The sequence below is a fragment of the Primorskyibacter marinus genome (assembly GCF_003313245.1).
Classification (GTDB): domain Bacteria; phylum Pseudomonadota; class Alphaproteobacteria; order Rhodobacterales; family Rhodobacteraceae; genus Primorskyibacter; species Primorskyibacter marinus.
Genome location: NZ_QJSD01000009.1, coordinates 104,525 through 123,417 on the forward strand (window position 1 = coordinate 104,525; position 18,893 = coordinate 123,417).

The window sequence follows — 18,893 nt, forward strand, 5'->3', positions numbered from 1 at the left end:
CGAAAGTGGCGACACCTCAAGTCAGAGCAACGTCAGGACGCGGAACACCCCAATCAGAAACACCGCAGCCAGCAGGCTGAAAGTCAGGTTCCAGCGCCATGTCAGTGTCACCGGCGCAAGCCCGCTAACCCGCCCGGTCAGAAGCACAATCGTTGAAAACGGCGAGAACGTCATCGCCAGCGCCCATCCGCAGGAGATCGACAATGCAATCAAGGTGGGATCGGCGGGCATAACCGGCAATGCGCCGAACAGGCTGCCGAAAAAGATCGCCATCATGATCGGGCTGAGGGCGGACAGGCTGAGCAAAGCAATGACCGACGGCAGCAACCCCAACAGGACGTAATCCGGCACCGCGTCGATCCCCAGCGCCTGCCCCAATTCCTGTGCTGGTATCAGCCCGGCCAACATTCGGCCAATATAACCCGAGCAGGCCAGCGTCACGGCAACCGGCGCGGCCTTGGGCAAGCTGTCGCGGTAGATCCCGCCCAGTCGTGACCGCACGAACGGCCAACCTTCGTCGCCCCGGTTTTGCGCCCATAACCAGCCCACCAGCATCACCGGACAGGATACGACCAGACCAAAAACGATGGTATCGCCGGTCAGCCACGCTATCGTTCCGGACATGCCCAACAACCAGCAACAGGCAGCCAGAAACATCACTGCGGCATGCCGTGGGAACGGGGGCGGCACCATCGGTCGGGCTGCATGCCTTCGCCTGAAGCGCAGTTGATCCTCGATCCCGCCCAAGGCCATCACGCAAAAGAATGTCCCAAGCCCCAACAAAATCCAGCGTCCGCGATCAACGCCGTGCATCAATTCCATCAACACCAGCGGCGCGATCGCGGTGGGCGACCAGATCACGCTCCAGGCGAAACCGCGCAGCAAGGCGCTTAGCTGACGCCGCTCGCGGATCGGGTTCAGCGGATCGCCCGGCGACGCATGATGAATGCCACGCTGGATCAACGGCACCAGAAAGCTGACGACACCCACGTTGAACAGAATCGACATGATTGCCGTGCCACCGTTCAGCGCATAATAGCGTCGTCGCGGCGGCTGACGGGTCAGATAGCCCCCCAACTCGCTGACCGAAGGCGATGTTGCGGCCGCTTCGTGCAGCAAGCCCAGCAAGAGGATAAAAGCCATCAGAAAGCTCGCCTGATCCAGGGCACCATCTATCAGGCCCGGCTTGCTGAACGGGATCCAAAACGCCACGGCCGTCGCCAGAACACTCGCGCCCAGCAGATAATATTCCCGCCCGCTCAGATGCCGGAACGACAAGACAATCACGCCCCCCATAGCGGCCCAGGCCGTCCAGCGCAGCGGATCCAGCCCTGTGACCCGCGCGCAGATCTCGAACGCCATGATGGCGACGATGGCCGCAGAAAGCAGACTGCGCGACTGGTTCATACGTCCCCCCTAAACAGCCGGGCATCACTGACCTGCGTGCAGGAAAAATATGCTGGACACATGATCGTGCTTTCTGTTCATGGCAACACCCAGACCCGGCGCGCCCTGTCCCTGACCGTTTTGGCCAAACGGCGACATGGCCCGAGCCACACCGTGCTTGCATGGCTCGGTTGCTGCCATGCTATTGTTGACATAGTAATATATCAGCAGGCCAGACTGTCCATAGCTCTGTGCCGATTTGGCTTGCCGCTGCGACAGAAACATCCGCGCCCGTGAAACATGAGGGATCATTATGCAGACACGACGATTGGGACGCCATGGACCCCAGGTTTCGGCCATCGGCATCGGCGCGATGTCCTTCGCGGGCTTTTACGGCGAAACCACCGAAGCCGAGGCACACGCGTTGCTGGATACCGCGGTCGAGCTTGGCGTCACCCATCTTGATACGTCCAATATCTATGGGATGGGAAAATCAGAATCCATAATCGGCACCTATATCGCCAGTCGCGGCCGCAACCCCTTTCTGATCGCGACAAAAGCCGGAATCACGCGTGATCCGGGCTCTGGCGCGCGCTACTTTGACAATTCCGCCGAACATCTCGAAGCCGAACTGGACAAAAGCCTGACACGTCTGGGTGTGGACTGCGTGGACCTTTTCTACGTCCATCGCCGCGAAGCCGCCCGTCCGATCGAGGAAGTGACCAACACGATGGCAGCGCTGGTCCGCAAGGGCAAAACCCGCGCCATCGGCCTGTCCGAAGTCGCCCCCGCCACGCTGCGCCGCGCTGCGGCAGTGCATCCAATTGCGGCGGTGCAGTCGGAATATTCGCTGTCGACACGCGCGCCGGAACTTGGCCTGGTGCAGGAATGCGAACGTCAGGGCACGGCGTTGGTGGCGTTCTCTCCCGTGGGCCGGGCCTTGCTGACCGATCGCCCTCCCACCGCGGATCGCATCGCGGCCTCGGCGTTTCTGGCCGGCAACCCACGCTTCACCGAGCCGCATTTCTCCGCAAACATCGCGGCAAGCGCGCCCTTGCGCAGCCTGGCCGCCGAAAGTGGCACCAGTGCGGCCGCATTGGCCATCGCCTGGCTGATCGCAAAGTCGCCGACTGTCATCCCGATCCCCGGCACCCGCAACCCGGCGCATTTGCGCGAACTGGCCGCAGGAGCGTGCATGGAACTGTCCGACACCGAACTTGCGCGTATCGAAGCGGCATTGCCGGTCGGCTGGGCGCATGGCGATCGCTACACAGAGGCACAATGGATCGGGCCGGAACGCTATTGCTAGGATAAGCGGCTTTCCCGCATTGATGGCAACCGCTCATGCCATATCCGAATGTCTCGCCTCAAGCGGCCACCGGCGCGACATTCCAGAAGCCCGTCACCGCGACCGAGGCAATGGTCGCACATAAAGCCGACCTGCTACACCAATGTCGGACCTCATGCTGAACAACCGTCGCCCGGCGCGGTGGATCAAACCTTCAGATTGCGCGCCGATTCCTTGATCGCGTCATACTGACCGGATGGACGGAACCGCCACAAGTAGTCGGGCAACACAGCCTCCATATCGACGGGTTCTATCCCAAGATCGGCAAACCCTTTGGCACCCTCGGCCACAACATTGTCATGCGCAAGATTTCTGACCTGATCGCGTGTGGCAACCGGGTTGGGGATCAAGCCCAATGTCACCCTCTCCAGAAGATCAAAAGCCCATGCGATGATTCTAGCGAAGAAAAACGGGATATTCAGGACCAGGCGACGCTTGCGGATCACATTCAGCATCTCCTGCATCAGCGCCCGAAAGCTCATCACATCGGGACCGCCCAGTTCGTAGATGCCCGGTGCCGCCTCGCCCAGCACACCCATCACCGCGGCCCGTGCGACGTCATCGACATAGACCGGCTGAAATTTCGTGTCGCCTCCGATCACCGGCAATACCGGACCAAAGCGCGACATGGCCGCGAAACGGTTGAAGAACTCGTCCTCGCGTCCGAAAATGATTGACGGGCGCAGGATCACGGCATTTGGAAAATGCTCCAGCACGGCCGCTTCGCCCAAGGCTTTGGTACGCCCATACGCGCTGCTGGCTTCCGGATCCGCACCAATTGCGGAGATCTGCACCAGTGACTTCACGCTGTTCTGCGCAGCCAACCTGGCAACACGCGCGGCACCCTCATGCTGCACCGCATCAAAGCTGTTCTTGCCGTGCTCAGCCAGAACCCCGACGCAATTGACCACCGCATCAGCCCCCTGCATGACCGCTGCCACGCTCGCATCGTCGCGGATGTTGCACAGAACTGGCTCAACCTGCCCAACCACACCGAACGGCTTGACGAAGATCGCGTCATTTGGCCGCCGCACCGCGACCCGGACGCGCCAGCCCAGCTTGGCCATGCGCAAGGCAATGTAGCGGCCAACAAAGCCGGATCCGCCATAGATGGTCACGAGCTTGGTCATATCGGTAGGCTCCTTGCACAGCAATTCTGTTGCCTGAATAGCGATGCACAAGGTCGCAGACAAGGTGCCAAGGCACCGCGCGCAAATATCTTCAGAAATCTCGTTGACACGGGTCGCTGTCAGGCTTAAACGCCTGCTCCACGACACCTGCCCAGGTGGCGGAATGGTAGACGCGCTGGCTTCAGGTGCCAGTGGCCGCAAGGCCGTGGAGGTTCGAGTCCTCTCCTGGGCACCAATCATCACCACGAAAATTCAATATTTTCAGTAGGTTGATGACTGTCTGCTCCCGTGTGATGTGACACATGGAGTGACACACATGACAATCACCCTGTTCGAAAACGGAGCCTTCCTCTTGCAAGCGAAGTTCATTGAGCGTCGAAAAAACGTCTACTATTTTCGTCGTAGAATCCCCCATGACGTGCGCCACAAGTACCCCGGTAAGCCGGAGAATGATTTCGTTTCGTTGAAGACAAAAGACCCCAAGGTTGCTGCTGAAAGGGCGCATCAACGTGCAGGACAACAGGATGCTGTTTGGCAGGCGATCAGGAACGGGGAAGACCTAACAACACAGGAAACCCGCGATGCTGCACTTGGTTTGCTTGATCGCCATAAGTTGAAACCGGGACAGCATGTCGAGTTCAAACGCGAACACCAACACGCCATTGGACCTGACCGATTTCTGGATGGATTGCGGCATAGCGCCCAGAATGAACTTGGCGAAGTTGATGAAGACAATCTACTGGAACACGAGAAAATCGCCGTTGATCTGTTTTATGGCAAGAAACTCGTTCCGCTACTTTCGGATGCAGTCGAACTCTATGAGAGCCTTCAGGGCAAGAAGTCGTCCGACAAGACCAAGGCAAACCGTCGCAATGTAATGAAGGAACTCTATGCTGTTGCTGGCGACATTCCTGTGGACAAGTACACGCGCCAGCACGCGAACGATCTTGTCAAACGCTTAGCAGCAAAGGGCAACAAGACCGGCACGGTAAAACGGAAGTTAAACTACTTAGCGCCCGTGATGGCGACGGCTCTTCGTGAGTACGAGATTGACAAGCAAAATGTTTTTCACCGCCTGCATATCCCCGACTTCGGAGAGGACACCAAAGAGCGTGATCCCTATACGGCTGGGGAGTTAGAACAACTTAAGGACCTCTATCGCCGGAACGACGACGACATTCGTTGGGCCGCTGCTTTGATGCACGATACAGGGGCAAGGCTGGCAGAGATTATCGGCCTTCGCTGCGACGACATCGTACTGGATACAAAGATTCCACATATCCGTTTGGCTCCTCACGACACCAGAAGCATGAAGACAAGACAGTCGGAGCGAGACGTTCCTTTAGTTGGGACTGCGCTTTGGGCTGCACGGCGTATCAAAGGCAAGTCCAAGGGGCACTATGCGTTTCCAAGGTACGAGGGTGCCGACGGGTTCAAGAGTACCCACGCCTCCAATGCCATCAACAGCTCATTGAAGAGCGTAGTTCCCGGTAAGACAGGCCACTGCTTTCGCCACGCCATGAGAGACCGTCTTCGAAACGTCGAATGCCCTTCTGAAGTCGCAAACGCTATCTGTGGCTGGAAGACTGATGGCGTCGGTGAAGGTTATGGAAAGGGGTATTCCTTGGACGTAAAGCTGAAATGGCTGAGCAAGGTCGCATCGCCATTTGAAGAAGCCTAGCCCAGCGCACTTTGTCTATCGCTCTTGATAATTAGATCCGGAAATCAGCGTTACCCTGCCCAACTCTGTACCGTATAGGAGCAAGGGAACGCTTTGGCTCCATATGGGAGTAACAGATTCAAGAAGCGGAATGTTAATCCGTAGCCATGGCCTGATTTCTGTCTTGGTGGCTTTTAAAGACAAAAACTGCCCCTCAATACCCTCTGAGAGCCAATCTACTGAGGGCTGAGGTGGGGTCTTTCATCTTGACGACGTGACCCTGCCAAACGCCAATAATCGAACCAGACCAACTGGGAATCCTGACTTTCGGGTCCAAGGGCTTCCAAACCAGACGCTCCAAAAATCCAATCAACCCATGAAGGGCAGTCTCCACACCGAGGCTGCCTTTTTCTGTTTTCGTACAAGGAGAAAGCAACACATGCCTTTCGATCAAACACACGTTGAAACTCCCGACTTGGGGCAAGCCCTCAGAAGCGCTGGGCGAGCACATCTGTTCTGGGTCGTGAACTCAAAGGACGCAGAGCAGTTCGTGCAGGACCTTTTTGACCTGACAGACGGCTACGAAATGGCGACCAAGGTCAGGCAGAGGGCACGGAACAAGTCGGCAGTGGAAACCTTCAAGCGTTGCCTTGCCACTTGGGCCACTTCCCTGATCCGAAACAGCCAAGACAAGGACGCGCTGGGCTATCTTTATTGTCTCAGTGGACACAAGAACCTGAAAGGCTCCTGCATGACTGACCGGGGGCTTCGGAGCATCACCAAGGCTTGGGAAGAGATCGGCCTGCATGAGGTGCGTAACGGCTTTCAACAAAAGGAGACGTGGGAAGAGGTAGAAATCGAAGGGAAGCGCTGGGCGAACAGATACCAACCGACAGTGAGGCTCCTAAATCTGGCTGCCAAGCACGGCATTTTTCCAGAGACACTGGACCAGCATTTCGAAACCGATCTGGAGCGGTTCAAGCCGATCAGGTTGAGGGCCAGAAAGGAAGGATGGCGGGATCACGACAAAGGAAAGATCATGGCCTTTGCGAATACGGCCAAGGTTCAGAAGCTATCAAGGGAAATCAAACAGCTAAATGAATATCTGGCAGAGCAAACTTTCGAAGGAACCCCTCACCCCACCCTATTCCGCAGCTTCAACAACGGGGATGATACCGATTTCCGATGGAACAAGGGCGGACGGTTCTATGCCGTTGGATATGGCAACTATCAGGGCCTCAGTTCAGACAATCGGAGGAAGATCACGATCAACGGCAAAGCCACGACTGAGTTGGACATACGGGCCAGCCATCCAACACTGGTCTATGGCTTGCTGGAGGAATACCTTGACGTTGAAAGGGACCCCTACGAGATGCCGGGGCTGGACAGGTTGCTGGCGAAGAGAACGATTGTTGCCATGATCGGAAATGGTGGGAGTTTGGACAGGTGGCCGAAGGATTTGAAAGCTGAGTACACCGATGAAACTGGCAAGCCCTTTCCCAAGCTGACCGGCAAACAGGCTTGCAAGATCGTGCTGAAGCGTCACCCCTGCTTTTCACGCTTGGAAGAGGCTTCTTTGGACTGGTCAAAGCTACAATTTGTCGAAGCGGAAATCCTGCTCAAAGCAATGCGTGTCTTGAAAAACGAGTTAGCCACGCCCTCGTTGCCAGTTCATGACAGTCTGATCGTTCCCGAGGACAAGAAAGGACTGGCACGGCACGTCTTGCAGAGTGCGTTCTACGACCACTGCGGCATCACCCCCAAGATCGAAGGGAAGTAGCCTGAGCAGTCAACTATTTTTCATGACACAAGAGAAAAGCAAAGCTGTGTTGGGGCTTAGGTCCATATGCATAGAGATCTCTGAGCAAGGTCTACCCCAGCTAGGGACCTAGGGGGCTTAGGTCGTATCTGGGGGAATACCTGACAGTGGGGAGATAAGGATACTGCGGTAAGGTCCTACCGTAAGTGGGTGTACCTAATCCTTAACACCCCCCTAGAGCATTACCTTGTACGCTAAGAACAGACCCTTGGCTGAGGTTCCAGTTACTCCCCTAAGCCCGCTGACCAAACAGCGCATCACCCACACCCAAAAATCCAAACGCAAACCAAGGCCGGGGAATCTTCTCTCCGGTCTTTTTCACATTCAACAGGAGACAGATATGAACCAGATCACCCCTCAGAGCCAATATACCGAGGGCACAGAGCCATCCCAGCACTTTACGACCCGACACCCCCGAAAGACCAAGGTCCCCACTCAGCCCACAAGAAAATGGACGACCGAATGGCATGGCCTAGAAGACGCCCAAGGCATCCTAGCCCAACATGGAAGGATCAGGGTTCAACTCTGGCCTGACCAATGGGTGATCGCTGTCAGGAACAGCAACCGGAACAAGTGGGATACTGTGTCCTTCCATTGGGAATGCCGTGGAGTGGTGGAGGTGCTGAGGGAAAAGCAGAATGTGAAGCAGGCGAAGCATTTGGCGGACGATTATGAACAGGTCAGGCAGGCTTTGATGGCGCTGTAGAAGCGATGTACCGGGGGCTGGATGACATTGCTCGCAAGCCCGCCCCAATCAAGCACTCGCAAGCACTCAGCCCTTGAAAACTCCTTAGGATTTAGGCTCTCCCTCCTACAAAAAAGGGCGGGAAGCGGTCGTTCTCTGCGCTTTGCGCCAACGACAGTTATGTGCTCGAACCGGGCCGTGCAAGTCGCTCAAGGGTGCATACGCTGCACTTTTCTAATGTTGATAAATGGCTGAACTTCCATCAATCTTCGTCAGGCAGTGCTGATAGATTTGAAGCGGAGCAAGAATGCCCTTTCCAGAGAACTTTGATACTGAACGATGCTTACTGTTTTTAGGTTCCGGCTTTTCAGCAGCAGCTACAAATAAACGGTCTGGGAATCCGCCAGTAGGAAACGGTCTTCAGAAGACAATTCTGTCCGAAATTGATGAAGAGAACGCGGATATTGATCTGAAGGACGCAGCCTCTTATGCCGCTAGAAGAGGGGTAGACTTGTATGGCCTGCTGCACGAGCTTTTTGTTATCACGGGATTGAATGATGAGCAGAAGACAATTTTGGACAAGCCGTGGAGAAGAATTTATACCACAAATTACGATGATGCTGTCGAGTTCTTCGAGAAGGACAGGGGCACCGGAAATCGCCGCTCAAGTTTTTCAATTGATGACGAGAGGCCTCGCAAGTTTCCTTCAAACTCCGTAGTGCATTTGCATGGTTACATTCATTCTTGTGACAAGAAAAACGTTCTTTCACAACTTGTTCTTGATCATCGCTCATATTCAGAGCAGGCAGCGTTGGCGAGCCCATGGTGGGATCAGTTTGAAAGAGACATTCAAGGCGCTCAATGGATAATATTTGTGGGGTACAACTTGAACGACTTTGCTGTTTCCAAATACTTGACGAAAGACCCGCGAGTTTCCCAGAAAACTAGATTCATATTGCGTGATCCCGTCAGAGACTACATTCGCGATAGACTAGAAGGATACGGCGCAGTTGATACAATTGAGACTTCTGGTTTCGCCCAAGCTTGTGCCAACGCTAAAACTCATGAACCGATCAGCAATTTCAACCAATTGCAAGCCTTTCGACTGATCGACCCTTATAAGGACAATAAGGCTGTCGCGCGGCCAACTCCAGTTGAGATTGAGACCTTTCTGACACGGGGCAACTACAATTTTCAATCTTTGGCCTCGACCTATCCAAAGGCCGAATTCGCTCTGCCACGAAAGGCGAAGATTACAGAAGCTATTGAGGCACTTTCAGATTCGAAGACGCTGTTGCTTCATTCTCGAACCGCCAACGGAAAGAGCATCTTTGCCGATATGCTCAGCCTCGAACTGTCGGCTGCTGGCAAGAGTTGTGTACGCTACACAAGTCATAGTGACATCCCCCCGTCAGAGATTGAATTTCTTTCTCAAGTGAATGATCTTGTTGTTTTTTTCAGAACCTATGACGATGTGGTAGCGATGTCCGACGAAGTTGCCGAGTTGCGGGCGAACGCGACCTTCATTGTCGAAATTAACACCGGCACAGATCAAGTCCGGCGAAGCGAGGTGCACAGTTTCTTGCCGAGCCCAATTGGTAGATTGGATCTGAATCCATTTGAAAGAAAGGACCGACAAGATTTCGGAGAACTTCTTTCGCGTTCGGGCATTCCATCAGAGGGACTTGACCTCTCGGGTACAGGCCGGACTGAGTTGCGCGATCATCTCGTTGACTTGTTGAAAAGCCCATACGTCAAGGAGCGTTTGAGCAAGGCGATCAAACCCTTACTAGACGACAAAGAAGCAATGAAAGTGATTGCGACTGCGTGTGTGATGAGAGCATTCTCAATTCACGTCGGGATTGATTTCATCCGTGCGATTACAGGGGGCGATCCCTTTGATATCCTTCTGAAAAATGAAATCGCAGCTCTTGAGTTTGGCTCTTTGTCTCCAGATTCGCTTGCATTACACTCCGCAGTCTTTAGCGAGTATTTCTTAAAGGAACATGTGGGTTCGCACGGCACTGTAAGCGTCATTTGTCGCTTGGCGATAGAGGCGGCAAAACGCAAAAAAAATGGTGCGAACCTTAGTTCCCAGCGAAGCCGGGAAGCCCGCAAGGCTCTTGGAGCACTTCTCCAATACGGTAGAGTATCGTCTCTGCTTGGTTTTGGCCCAGAAGGACAGAAATCCATAACTGACCTTTATGAAACACTTAGAGACAACATCATAATCAACGATGAGCCGCTGTTCTGGTTGCAATATAGCATTTTCATGCAGGACTTAGGCAATTATAGCATGGCGCGAAAACACCTAGAATCCGCATATCTACGAGCAGAAGCGACCGAAGGTTTCCGAACCTATCAACTAGATACGAATTATCTGAAGCTAATCCTTCAAGCACCTGCGGATGAAGATGATTTTCCAGGCGACACTGAAATTCTGTTCGATCTTATCGACAAGGTACATAACATGCTGTCGGCACCTGATCACAGAGTTCATGCAATTCGAGTGCTAGAAGACATCAAAGTCTTCTGCGTCAACCATGGTGCAGACCTCACTGATGGGGAACGTCAAAGGCTGTCCATCCAGTGCTTAGGAATTGTGGGGACACTTGAAGCATTGAATCTTGGTATCAAAACCGAATTTGAAACCGACAGATCAAAAGTTGCAGTTATAGAGGCCGTGACTTTGCTCGCGGCAGGTGCATGAGCACATGCAAGCTTTTAGTCGCCCAAATATGAGAGATGGAGGTTCGCCGCTCTTTTTCTTGACCTCTTGGGACGTCCGCTTCGGGTTGGCATCTGTCATTAGATGACTTTTGGTCCAAGTTCGGCTCGGGGCGGGAAGTCAGGTTTCGGTTTAGATGACCCTAGGTTTCTCGGCCAGTTAGCGTCCCCAAGGACGCGGCCCATTCTCTACGTCGTCACCATTCTGAAAAAGCCAAATAATAAAAACAGTAAAGCCCCCTCTTTTTTGAAGTCACTTTGAAAACACCCCCGCCCCCTCTCCGGGCCGGAAAAAACTACAACATCCCAACCCCTTACCCCTCTGCCAATAGACCTTGCCCGTGTGGCAGCCCTCCAATGTAGCGCGTTGGAAGGACAGTGAAGTCGTTTTCGGCTTTTGGCAGACACCCTGCCGCAAACCCTTACACATCATTGGCAGAGAAGGAGACCGAACATGCTGATCGGTTACGCAAGAACCTCAACCCTAGAGCAACTGGCAGGGCTGGAGGCACAACAGAAAGAACTACAGGCGACAGGATGCGAAAAGGTCTGGAGCGAACAGACCAGCTCTATATCCAAGCGTGACAAGCTGGCTGAGGCAATGACCTTTTGTCGGGAAGGTGACGTGTTCGTCGTCACAAAGCTGGATCGTCTGGCTAGGTCCGTTCGGCACCTAGGAGAGATCATTGAAGCACTGGAGGCTCAGGGAGTCGGGCTGAGGGTCCTTAGCCTTGGTTTGGATACCACCACCGCCACCGGCAAGCTGATGCTCAACGTCCTTGGCTCAGTCGCTCAGTTCGAACGGGAGATGATGCTGGAACGGCAGAGGGAAGGCATCGCCAAAGCGAAAGCTGAGGGCAAGTACAAAGGCAGAAAGCCCACGGCACGGCAAAAGAGCGAAGAAGTGGTAGCCCTCTTAGCAGAGGGACAGAGCAAGAGAGGCGTCGCCCGTGAGTTGGGTATCTCGGAGAGGTCTGTGCATCGGATTTGTTCTAGCAATTATTGAATTAGCAGAAAAAAGGAGTGAGGAGGCTGCAATATCGCTCCCTCACCCTCGGCCCCACCATTATGCGACTGCAAATCCTAATCATTTGAAAACCACAGAAACATCGGGATAGCCGTACTGATCTAGGGTCGCGTCGCGGCGGCTTTTCTGTGTAGATGCAGATATACCCGATACTATGACGCCGATTATACCAGCACCTGCACCTGCACTTGCTGCAGAGCTTTCAATTTGAGCAACTGTTTCATTGACGGGACGCATTATCTCCAACTTTTTATCGCCATTATAGGTGCAGGACAGTGACCCAACGGGAGTGCGGGGCCCCATGTCGGGAGTCGCAACAACCGCTGGCGTCACAAAGCTCGAGTGGAAGCCCGGAGCAGACATCTTACAAGGAACTCCAGAAATTTCCTTTCTATTTCCGTCCTTCAATGCAAATGTTCTAGCCGTGAAGTCTTTGACGCCCTTTTCGTTAAGGCTCTTCGTTGCTTTGTATTGAACTGGAGGTTGAGTAATTTCTGCCATTTCGCAACCGGACAATAATACTGCTCCAAAGGCAGCTATAATAAAACTGATTTTCATTTTCTCTCCGATCAAAAATATACTCCGAACACCCGCTCTGAGCATTCCGTAGTGGTAAAACCGAGAGATGGCATCGGACCAGCTCCTACAAGGATCTAGAGCATTTAAAGAGCTACAGTGACGCTAATGTGCAACAGGGGCGATACCAACCTCGCTCCAACAAACGTCAGGATGCAAGGTGACACAAAAGGAACACAGAACGGGAGCCGTGTCTTGATTTTTTGTTTAAAGACAGATAGATAGAGCTACACAATTCAGGAAAAAACGCATCTCCTGGGCACCATTCGTCAACCCCAAAAATCAACTATGCTTGATTTTCAGGGGTTTCGACGAGGATATCCGGAAAACTGCCCCACAATCCGCCCCACACGGCACCTATATTGCCGGAAGGAAAATTACATCCGCCGCGCGGCCTTGCTGAGGTCGTGCAGGCGGGCGGCATACCACCGGATCCCTGCATCCAACTGGAGGCGCCGGCCGACGTCGGCGGGGAGCGGGCGGCAGTCTTCGCTCTGTAGCGAGAGCAGTGTGTCGACTGCTTCGTCGAGAGCCATGGCAAGTTCGGGGGCCGCTTCCGTCGGCGCGAAGCAGGCCTCGATGGCCCGGCGAAAGGACGGGCCATGCACGCCCGGGAAACGCCTGAGCAGGTCGTCGAGACCGCTACCATGCCTGTTAAGAAACTCGTTTGTGAGCCTGATCGCGGTGTCCTTCGGAACGCCGCTACCGGGGTTCATCTCGATCGTTTGCAGTTTACCCATGTTGGGCTCCTCCTTTGCCGTGGACGGGCAGCACCATGCCGCCGCAGTGAATCCATCGGCCGTCTTGTCAAGAACCGCCGCGCAGGAGGTCGCGGCGGTCGGATCGGGAATGAAGGGATTTCATCTCCATCCATTTCGACATGCCCGGATGTTCCGGTCCGTCGATGGCATGCCGAATTCTGATATCGTCGTTCTACCTTGAGGTTACTGCGCTGCTCTCGAGAACGGCCTCCCATCAAAAAAGGCCGTTCGCGACAGTAGCGCAGCAGTCGTCGGCTTCTCGGTCGTGCCGGAATTTCTTTTTCAAAGAGCTCGGCCGGACAGGATTCTTATCGGCCGTCCGGCAAATTGCAGCACACCCAATGCATCGCACGGGCTGCGGATACCGGCGTAAGCTCAATATGCCTTCCGGTTTTGGTGGCGCTCACATCACAGTGCCACCAAAACCGGAAGGCATATTTTTCTGCGGCGCATCTCGAACACGAATCCAGAGTTCTTCTAATTGTGGGGATTCTTAGAATTCATTTCACGTTAACATAATGATTTCAGAGACTTTCCAAACCCATCTGGCCGGAAACACGGGATTTCAGGGGTCGCGACGCATTGTTCCGCTGCGCAGTGCCCCGCGCTCGAATTCGCGGCGCTCGGCGTAACCTGTCGGTCGTCTGGGGCGAAATGTCGCGCGATGCGGGGTGTTTCTGTATCTGCCCGGGGCGACCCGCGTTTTGTACGGGGTTCCACCGGGACCAATTGCTCTGTGCAACAATCAGCACAGGAGCTCACATGCCTATCAACGACACCTATGTCATCCCCGAACATGTCGTCCATTTTCTCTGCGACGGCGAGCGCAGCTTCCTTGCTTTGCGACTTGTCCATGGCCTTCTTTTTGCGCTGGACAACGCCGTGAAGGGCAAGATGGCTCTGGTGCCGGCGCGGTTCTCTGGGGAGCATAGTGCACGAACCAGCATCTTCGCAGCAGCCGTCGGACCGGAAAAAGCGAAATATAATCGCTGGATACACGATGCCTGCGCGGAACTCGCTGATCAAAATATCCTTCGAACCGCAAAGGTCCGGGGACGGGTTCTTCGATTCCAACTGAGCCGGAAATTCTCGGACGCATTCTTGGACCCGACCAGGGCCTTCGCGGTCATGCGAACGGATCAGATAAGAATGTGCCGCACCTTGCATGATCTGATGTTCCTGTCGCTTGCATGCCTTCATGGGGGAAAAGATCGACCGAGGTTCCTCCTTCCGCGCATTCCAATGCACGTCGAAGCTCCCGGCAATCGCCTGGGAGTCCTGTCGCAGAAGCCACCCGAGCAAGACCCGTGGCGCGTCTCGTGGGGCCAATCGAGCCGACCATGGTCGAATGCCGCAGTTCGCATCGGTGGCATCCTTGATCAAGGTTATCTCATCGGCCCACGTCAGGACATGATCGATGACTTCGTCTCTGAAGTCGCCGTGAAGGTTCAGCATGACAAGACAAAGTGGGATCGCGGGAAGCTATACAAGTTTCCGCCCGGGACCCGAAGCGTGATCGAGATCCCCGCAGGAGGCACGAAGTCCACGCTGAACGCCGAAGCCCTTCGGCACAAGGTGCACCAGACCGTGATTCAGTAGACAGGGCGGAAATCTGCATCGGGGCTTTTCCGTGCCCGGATGATCGCACCCACATCTTTCCTGATCGCAACAACTGGAGACCCCCTATGCATTCCCCCGCCCCTCACGTGCCGCACAACCTTGGTCAGAAGTTGACCGCCGCTGTCCGGCCGTTTCAGCGCGAATATGATCAAATGACTCTCGGCGATGCGCGCCGGCTTCTGGCACGTCATAGTTTCAAAATTCCTGTCCTATGCTCACTGAACTTTCACGGAAACGGCGCGCTGAAAAAAATCACAATCAGAGAAAACCTGAAACAGAAGCCCCCATATGCATGGCAGTTCGCGGCCGCCCTGCCTCTATTCACTTCGCCGGAGCAAGGCGCTGGAGAACTCCGTTCAGCATGCTTTCGCTGGATCGCGGAGAACTCCGCTGCGAAGTTTCTCAAAGAAGGTCGGCATAAAATGTTCGAGATGCCCGATGCGGACATCGAGGCGCTTCTTCGCAAGATCTCGGAGTATGGACCCTATCAAAAGGTCGAATACCGCGATTTATCACTCCTGACAATTCGGCGGATTGCAGAAATGGAGCAAGGGCTACGAAGCGGTGAGAGCAAACACGCGCGGCTCTTTCGCCATGCAGCGCGACCGAAACCCGTAGGATTTCTGAAAGAACTGGAAGAAGAGAGCGCGGCCGCTATCGCTTGGCGAGACGACGAAGTAGCGAAGGGATATACGCCGCTCCATTCGTTCGAATACGCCTCCTGGCCTGACGAGGAGCGCGTCGTTTTCGCCTACCGTGAGCGATTGTGTCGCGATGCTTTCTGATAGGATTTCAGAACCCGGGTAACCCGCTCAGCCGAATCTCAGCCGGGCCTGGAGCGAACACGGACAGGAGCGCGTCGCCAGACTTTTATCGCCTTCTCGAACGGTGTCGTTGAAGCCTCGCGCTGGTAGGTTTCCGGATCGATTTCGACATCTTCGCCAGTCGGCATGTGCATTGCCTCGCCGCTTTGCGCGCGAGCGATGATGTCGGCGAGTGTGCTACGGGGCGTGGTCATGTGCACGACCTCCCGTGCCGCGTCGCGCGCCTCCCGCCCGGGTCGCGCCTCGGCGATCCGCCGCTTCTCTTCCGCGGCCTCAATCTTGCGCGCCGCTTCCCTATCCGCCGCGATGCGCTCGGAGTCCTCAAGACGTGCCCGCTCCCGTTCGAGGACGCGGCGCCGCTCCCAACCGGCCCAGAGGTCATCGTTGTGCTCCTGGATATTTTTCCGTGCTTTCACTCGACCCGGGTAGTGAGCCACAGCGCCGTGGCTTGCTCTCGGTCCAACATGCGGCTGTGCGACAAGCCCTTTCGGGGCATCGCCGGCTTCCGTCATCGTTGCGTTGGACCGAAGGTCGATGCGCGCTGTCGAATCAGCGCGCTTCAACGCGGCATTCGCCCGGACCTCCCATTCATCCCGCATCGACTGAACCGTATGCGGCGGTTCCGGCCCATTGATTTGATGTGTTTCTGACGCGTGACGTGCCTGCGACAAGGTCTGCGTCAGCAGATGGAGGTATCACATGGCGGATGGTGGTGATGGGTTCATGGGGCGGTGTGAGGTTGTTGAACCTCGGCGGCGCGGCAAGCGGCATTGGCCGGATGATGTGAAAGCGCGGATCGTTGCCGAAAGCCTGCAGCCCGGTGTCCGGGTGGTGGATGTGGCCGCGCGCTATGACATTCTTCCGCATCATCTTTCGGATTGGCGTCGCCATGCACGGCAAGGTCGGCTGGCCCTGCCAAGTCACTTGATGGACGCGCTTCATGGATCGCCGAAGGCGGAGGCGACGGAGCCTGCCTTCGTGCCGCTGTCCATCCTGCCCGAGCCTGCGGGTCAGTCGGTTTCATCTCCTTCGAAGGCGGCTGCGACCGGTGACGCCGGGGTGTTGATGATCGAGATCGGGTCCGATGTGATACTGCGCATTCCCGATGATGTGGCGGTGGAACGTGCGGTTGCGCTGGTGCAGGCGCTGCGGGGTGCGCCGTGATCGTCGCGGGACAACGTCAGCCGATCCTGATTGCGACGCGCCCGGTGGACTTCCGCTGCGGGCATCGTGCGCTGGCGCTGATCGTGCAGACCGAGCTGAAGCTGGATCCGCATTCCGGGGTGACGATCGTGTTCCGCTCTAAACGTGGCGACAGATTGAAGATTTTGGTTTGGGATGGAACAGGTCTCGTGATGGTCTACAAAGTCCTGGAACAAGGCAGCTTTGCCTGGCCGAAGGTTCAGGACGGGACAATGCGGCTGTCACGAGCCCAGCACGAAGCTTTGTTCGAAGGTCTGGACTGGCGTCGGATCGTTGCGCAGCGGGTCGCCCCACCCATTGCAGCGGGATGATTTACTTACCTGTTTTGGTGTTGTTTTATTGGCCTTTCCTGCCCGGAACGGCTATGAATCCGCATGTCGCAGCCCTTCGATCTCAGCCTGTTTCCGGACCTCCCGCCCGAGGTTGTGAAGGCGTTCGAGGCCGCGCAATTCGAGCTGGCGGTCGAGCGTGCGGCCCGCCAGCATGAACAGGCGGTCGTCGCCGAAAAGGACGCCTTCATCACCGAACTGAAGGCCCTGATCGAGAAGCTGCAAGGCCAGGTCGGACAATACCGACATGCAAAGTTCGGACCGAAATCGGAAAAGCTGGACCCCGCGCAGCTCGAACTGGCGCTGGAGGATCTGGAAGCCGCCATCGCCGAGACCCAAGAACAGATTGCCGCGGTCGAGGAGAAGATCGCGGCCAGCGAGACCGATCCCGAGAAGAAGGCGCCGCGCAAGAAGCGCAAGGCGCGCGCCTTGCCGGAACACCTGCCGCGCGTTGAGCGTGTCATCGAACCAGACAGCATTGCTTGCCCTTGCGGTTGTGGCGACATGGTCAAGATCGGCGAGGATCGGGTCGATCGGCTGGATTACATCCCGGCGCGCTATCAGGTGATCGTCACGATCCGCCCGAAATACGCCTGCCCCAAAGGGCGCGCGGGTGTGGTGCAGGCCAAAGCCCCGGCGCATCTTCTGGAGGGCAGCTGGCCCACCGAGGCGCTGCTGGCACAGATCGCCGTGTCCAAGCACTCCGAACACATGCCGCTGAACCGCCAGGCCATGGTCATGGCCCGTCACGGCGTGCCGATCGACCGCTCGGTTCTGGCTGACTGGATGGGTCGGACCGGCGCGCTGATTGCGCCCGTGGTCGATCATATGGGCAGGCGCCTGATGTCGGAAAGCTCCCGGCTCTATGTCGACGAAACCACCGCCCCGGTGCTGGATCCCGGGCGCGGAAAAACCAAGACTGGCTACCTTTGGGCGGCCTTGCGCGACGACCGTGGCTGGAACGGCACCGCGCCGCCGGGTGTCGTGTTCCACTACCGCCCCGGGCGTAAAGGCGAATATGCCGCCGAAATATTGCACGGCTTCAACGGCACGATCCAAGTCGATGCTTACGGCGCCTATACTCACCTTGCCACACCAAAACGCACGGGCGGCGATCCATTGCGTCTGGCGTTCTGCTGGGCGCATGGACGACGCAAACTGATCAAGGCCAAACCCAAGAAGGGTTCGCCTATCGTGGACAAGGCGCTGTTGCGCATCGCCAGGCTCTACAAGATCGAAGACCAAATCCGTGGCTCGGATCCTAATCAGCGCCGGGCTGTCCGGCAGGAACTGTCTCGTCCATTGGTCGACGAGTTCTTCGCCTGGCTGCAGGCGCAGGCCGGGCGGGTCTCGCGCAAGTCCGACCTCGGCAAGGCGATGGCCTACATGCTGAAGCGTCAGGACGGCTTCCGCCTGTTCCTGGACGATGGTCGCGTCGATATCGACTCCAACCTCGTCGAGAACGCCATCCGCAGCCCTGCCATGAATCGCCGCAATGCGCTCTTCGCCGGTCACGACGAGGGCGGACGGAACTGGGCGCGCTTTGCCAGCCTGATCGCCACCTGCAAGATGAACGGCGTCGAACCCTATGCCTATCTGCGCGACCTGTTCACGAAATTGGCCAACGGCCACCTTGACCGCAACATCGACGCCCTGATGCCGTGGGCCTACGCGCCGCAGCCCAACGGCGCATAGGGACCTCGTCTCGTAGTCCCTGACGAGCTACCGAATGGGATCCGCTTCAACACATCGCGGCTACGTGCAAGCGGGAACTCAATGGGGCGTAGTCGCCGCATAC

The 18,893-nt window shown here is 56.1% G+C and carries 16 protein-coding genes and 1 tRNA gene; 12 read left to right on the forward strand and 5 right to left on the reverse strand.

The window, feature by feature from the left end:
• Positions 1-21: 21 nt before the first annotated feature.
• The gene (locus DMZ65_RS12465) at positions 22-1,407 is read right to left on the reverse strand and encodes a hypothetical protein (RefSeq protein WP_116599208.1); all 1,386 of its coding nucleotides are present in this window, start codon (positions 1,405-1,407) and stop codon (positions 22-24) included.
• Positions 1,408-1,699: 292 nt separating this feature from the next.
• On the opposite strand from DMZ65_RS12465, the gene DMZ65_RS12475 reads away from it, so the two are divergent.
• Positions 1,700-2,695 carry an aldo/keto reductase gene (locus DMZ65_RS12475; protein WP_116599210.1) on the forward strand — a complete coding sequence of 332 codons (996 nt, stop codon included), beginning with the start codon at positions 1,700-1,702 and terminating at the stop codon, positions 2,693-2,695.
• Between the two features lie 185 nt (positions 2,696-2,880).
• On the opposite strand, the gene DMZ65_RS12480 is transcribed toward DMZ65_RS12475, so the two are convergent.
• Complete coding sequence (locus DMZ65_RS12480) at positions 2,881-3,864, reverse strand: complex I NDUFA9 subunit family protein (RefSeq protein WP_116599211.1); 984 nt, start codon at positions 3,862-3,864, stop codon at positions 2,881-2,883.
• A gap of 149 nt (positions 3,865-4,013) precedes the next feature.
• Between DMZ65_RS12480 and DMZ65_RS12485 the strand changes: the two genes are divergently transcribed.
• From DMZ65_RS12485 to DMZ65_RS12510, 6 genes are all read left to right on the forward strand, one after another.
• Positions 4,014-4,099, forward strand: a tRNA-Leu gene (locus DMZ65_RS12485).
• Positions 4,100-4,180: 81 nt separating this feature from the next.
• Positions 4,181-5,545 (forward strand): DUF6538 domain-containing protein, encoded by a 1,365-nt coding sequence (locus tag DMZ65_RS12490; RefSeq protein ID WP_116599212.1) that lies wholly within the window; start codon positions 4,181-4,183, stop codon positions 5,543-5,545.
• Positions 5,546-5,963: 418 nt separating this feature from the next.
• The gene (locus tag DMZ65_RS12495; protein WP_116599213.1) at positions 5,964-7,304 is read left to right on the forward strand and encodes a hypothetical protein; all 1,341 of its coding nucleotides are present in this window, start codon (positions 5,964-5,966) and stop codon (positions 7,302-7,304) included.
• 379 nt (positions 7,305-7,683) lie between these two features.
• A complete protein-coding gene (locus DMZ65_RS12500) occupies positions 7,684-8,049 on the forward strand; it encodes a hypothetical protein (RefSeq protein WP_116599214.1) in 366 nt (121 codons plus the stop codon).
• A 286-nt stretch (positions 8,050-8,335) separates the two neighbouring features.
• Positions 8,336-10,738: an SIR2 family protein gene (locus DMZ65_RS12505; RefSeq protein ID WP_116599215.1), complete on the forward strand. Its 2,403-nt coding sequence runs from the start codon at positions 8,336-8,338 to the stop codon at positions 10,736-10,738.
• A 471-nt stretch (positions 10,739-11,209) separates the two neighbouring features.
• The gene (locus DMZ65_RS12510) at positions 11,210-11,761 is read left to right on the forward strand and encodes a recombinase family protein (protein WP_116599216.1); all 552 of its coding nucleotides are present in this window, start codon (positions 11,210-11,212) and stop codon (positions 11,759-11,761) included.
• 81 nt (positions 11,762-11,842) lie between these two features.
• On the opposite strand, the gene DMZ65_RS19485 is transcribed toward DMZ65_RS12510, so the two are convergent.
• Positions 11,843-12,340 (reverse strand): hypothetical protein, encoded by a 498-nt coding sequence (locus DMZ65_RS19485; RefSeq protein WP_157960620.1) that lies wholly within the window; start codon positions 12,338-12,340, stop codon positions 11,843-11,845.
• Between the two features lie 395 nt (positions 12,341-12,735).
• Positions 12,736-13,098 carry a hypothetical protein gene (locus DMZ65_RS12515; RefSeq protein ID WP_116599217.1) on the reverse strand — a complete coding sequence of 121 codons (363 nt, stop codon included), beginning with the start codon at positions 13,096-13,098 and terminating at the stop codon, positions 12,736-12,738.
• Between the two features lie 783 nt (positions 13,099-13,881).
• Here DMZ65_RS12515 and DMZ65_RS12525 point away from each other — a divergent pair.
• Complete coding sequence (locus DMZ65_RS12525) at positions 13,882-14,718, forward strand: hypothetical protein (protein WP_116599219.1); 837 nt, start codon at positions 13,882-13,884, stop codon at positions 14,716-14,718.
• A gap of 86 nt (positions 14,719-14,804) precedes the next feature.
• Positions 14,805-15,524 carry a hypothetical protein gene (locus DMZ65_RS12530; protein WP_116599220.1) on the forward strand — a complete coding sequence of 240 codons (720 nt, stop codon included), beginning with the start codon at positions 14,805-14,807 and terminating at the stop codon, positions 15,522-15,524.
• A gap of 38 nt (positions 15,525-15,562) precedes the next feature.
• Here DMZ65_RS12530 and DMZ65_RS19710 read toward each other — a convergent pair whose 3' ends face one another.
• On the reverse strand, positions 15,563-16,234 hold the full coding sequence (locus tag DMZ65_RS19710; protein ID WP_198662688.1) for a hypothetical protein: 672 nt from the start codon (positions 16,232-16,234) through the stop codon (positions 15,563-15,565).
• 28 nt (positions 16,235-16,262) lie between these two features.
• Here DMZ65_RS19710 and tnpA point away from each other — a divergent pair, with 28 nt between their 5' ends.
• From tnpA to tnpC, 3 genes are all read left to right on the forward strand, one after another.
• Positions 16,263-16,727 carry an IS66-like element accessory protein TnpA gene (gene tnpA / locus DMZ65_RS12540; protein WP_116599222.1) on the forward strand — a complete coding sequence of 155 codons (465 nt, stop codon included), beginning with the start codon at positions 16,263-16,265 and terminating at the stop codon, positions 16,725-16,727.
• Complete coding sequence (gene tnpB / locus DMZ65_RS12545; protein ID WP_108693780.1) at positions 16,724-17,077, forward strand: IS66 family insertion sequence element accessory protein TnpB; 354 nt, start codon at positions 16,724-16,726, stop codon at positions 17,075-17,077. The genes tnpA and tnpB overlap by 4 nt, the downstream gene beginning before the upstream one ends.
• Before the next feature lie 63 nt (positions 17,078-17,140).
• Positions 17,141-18,790, forward strand: a complete 1,650-nt coding sequence (tnpC, locus tag DMZ65_RS12550; protein ID WP_116599223.1) for an IS66 family transposase — start codon at positions 17,141-17,143, stop codon at positions 18,788-18,790.
• The last annotated feature ends 103 nt before the right edge of the window (positions 18,791-18,893 follow it).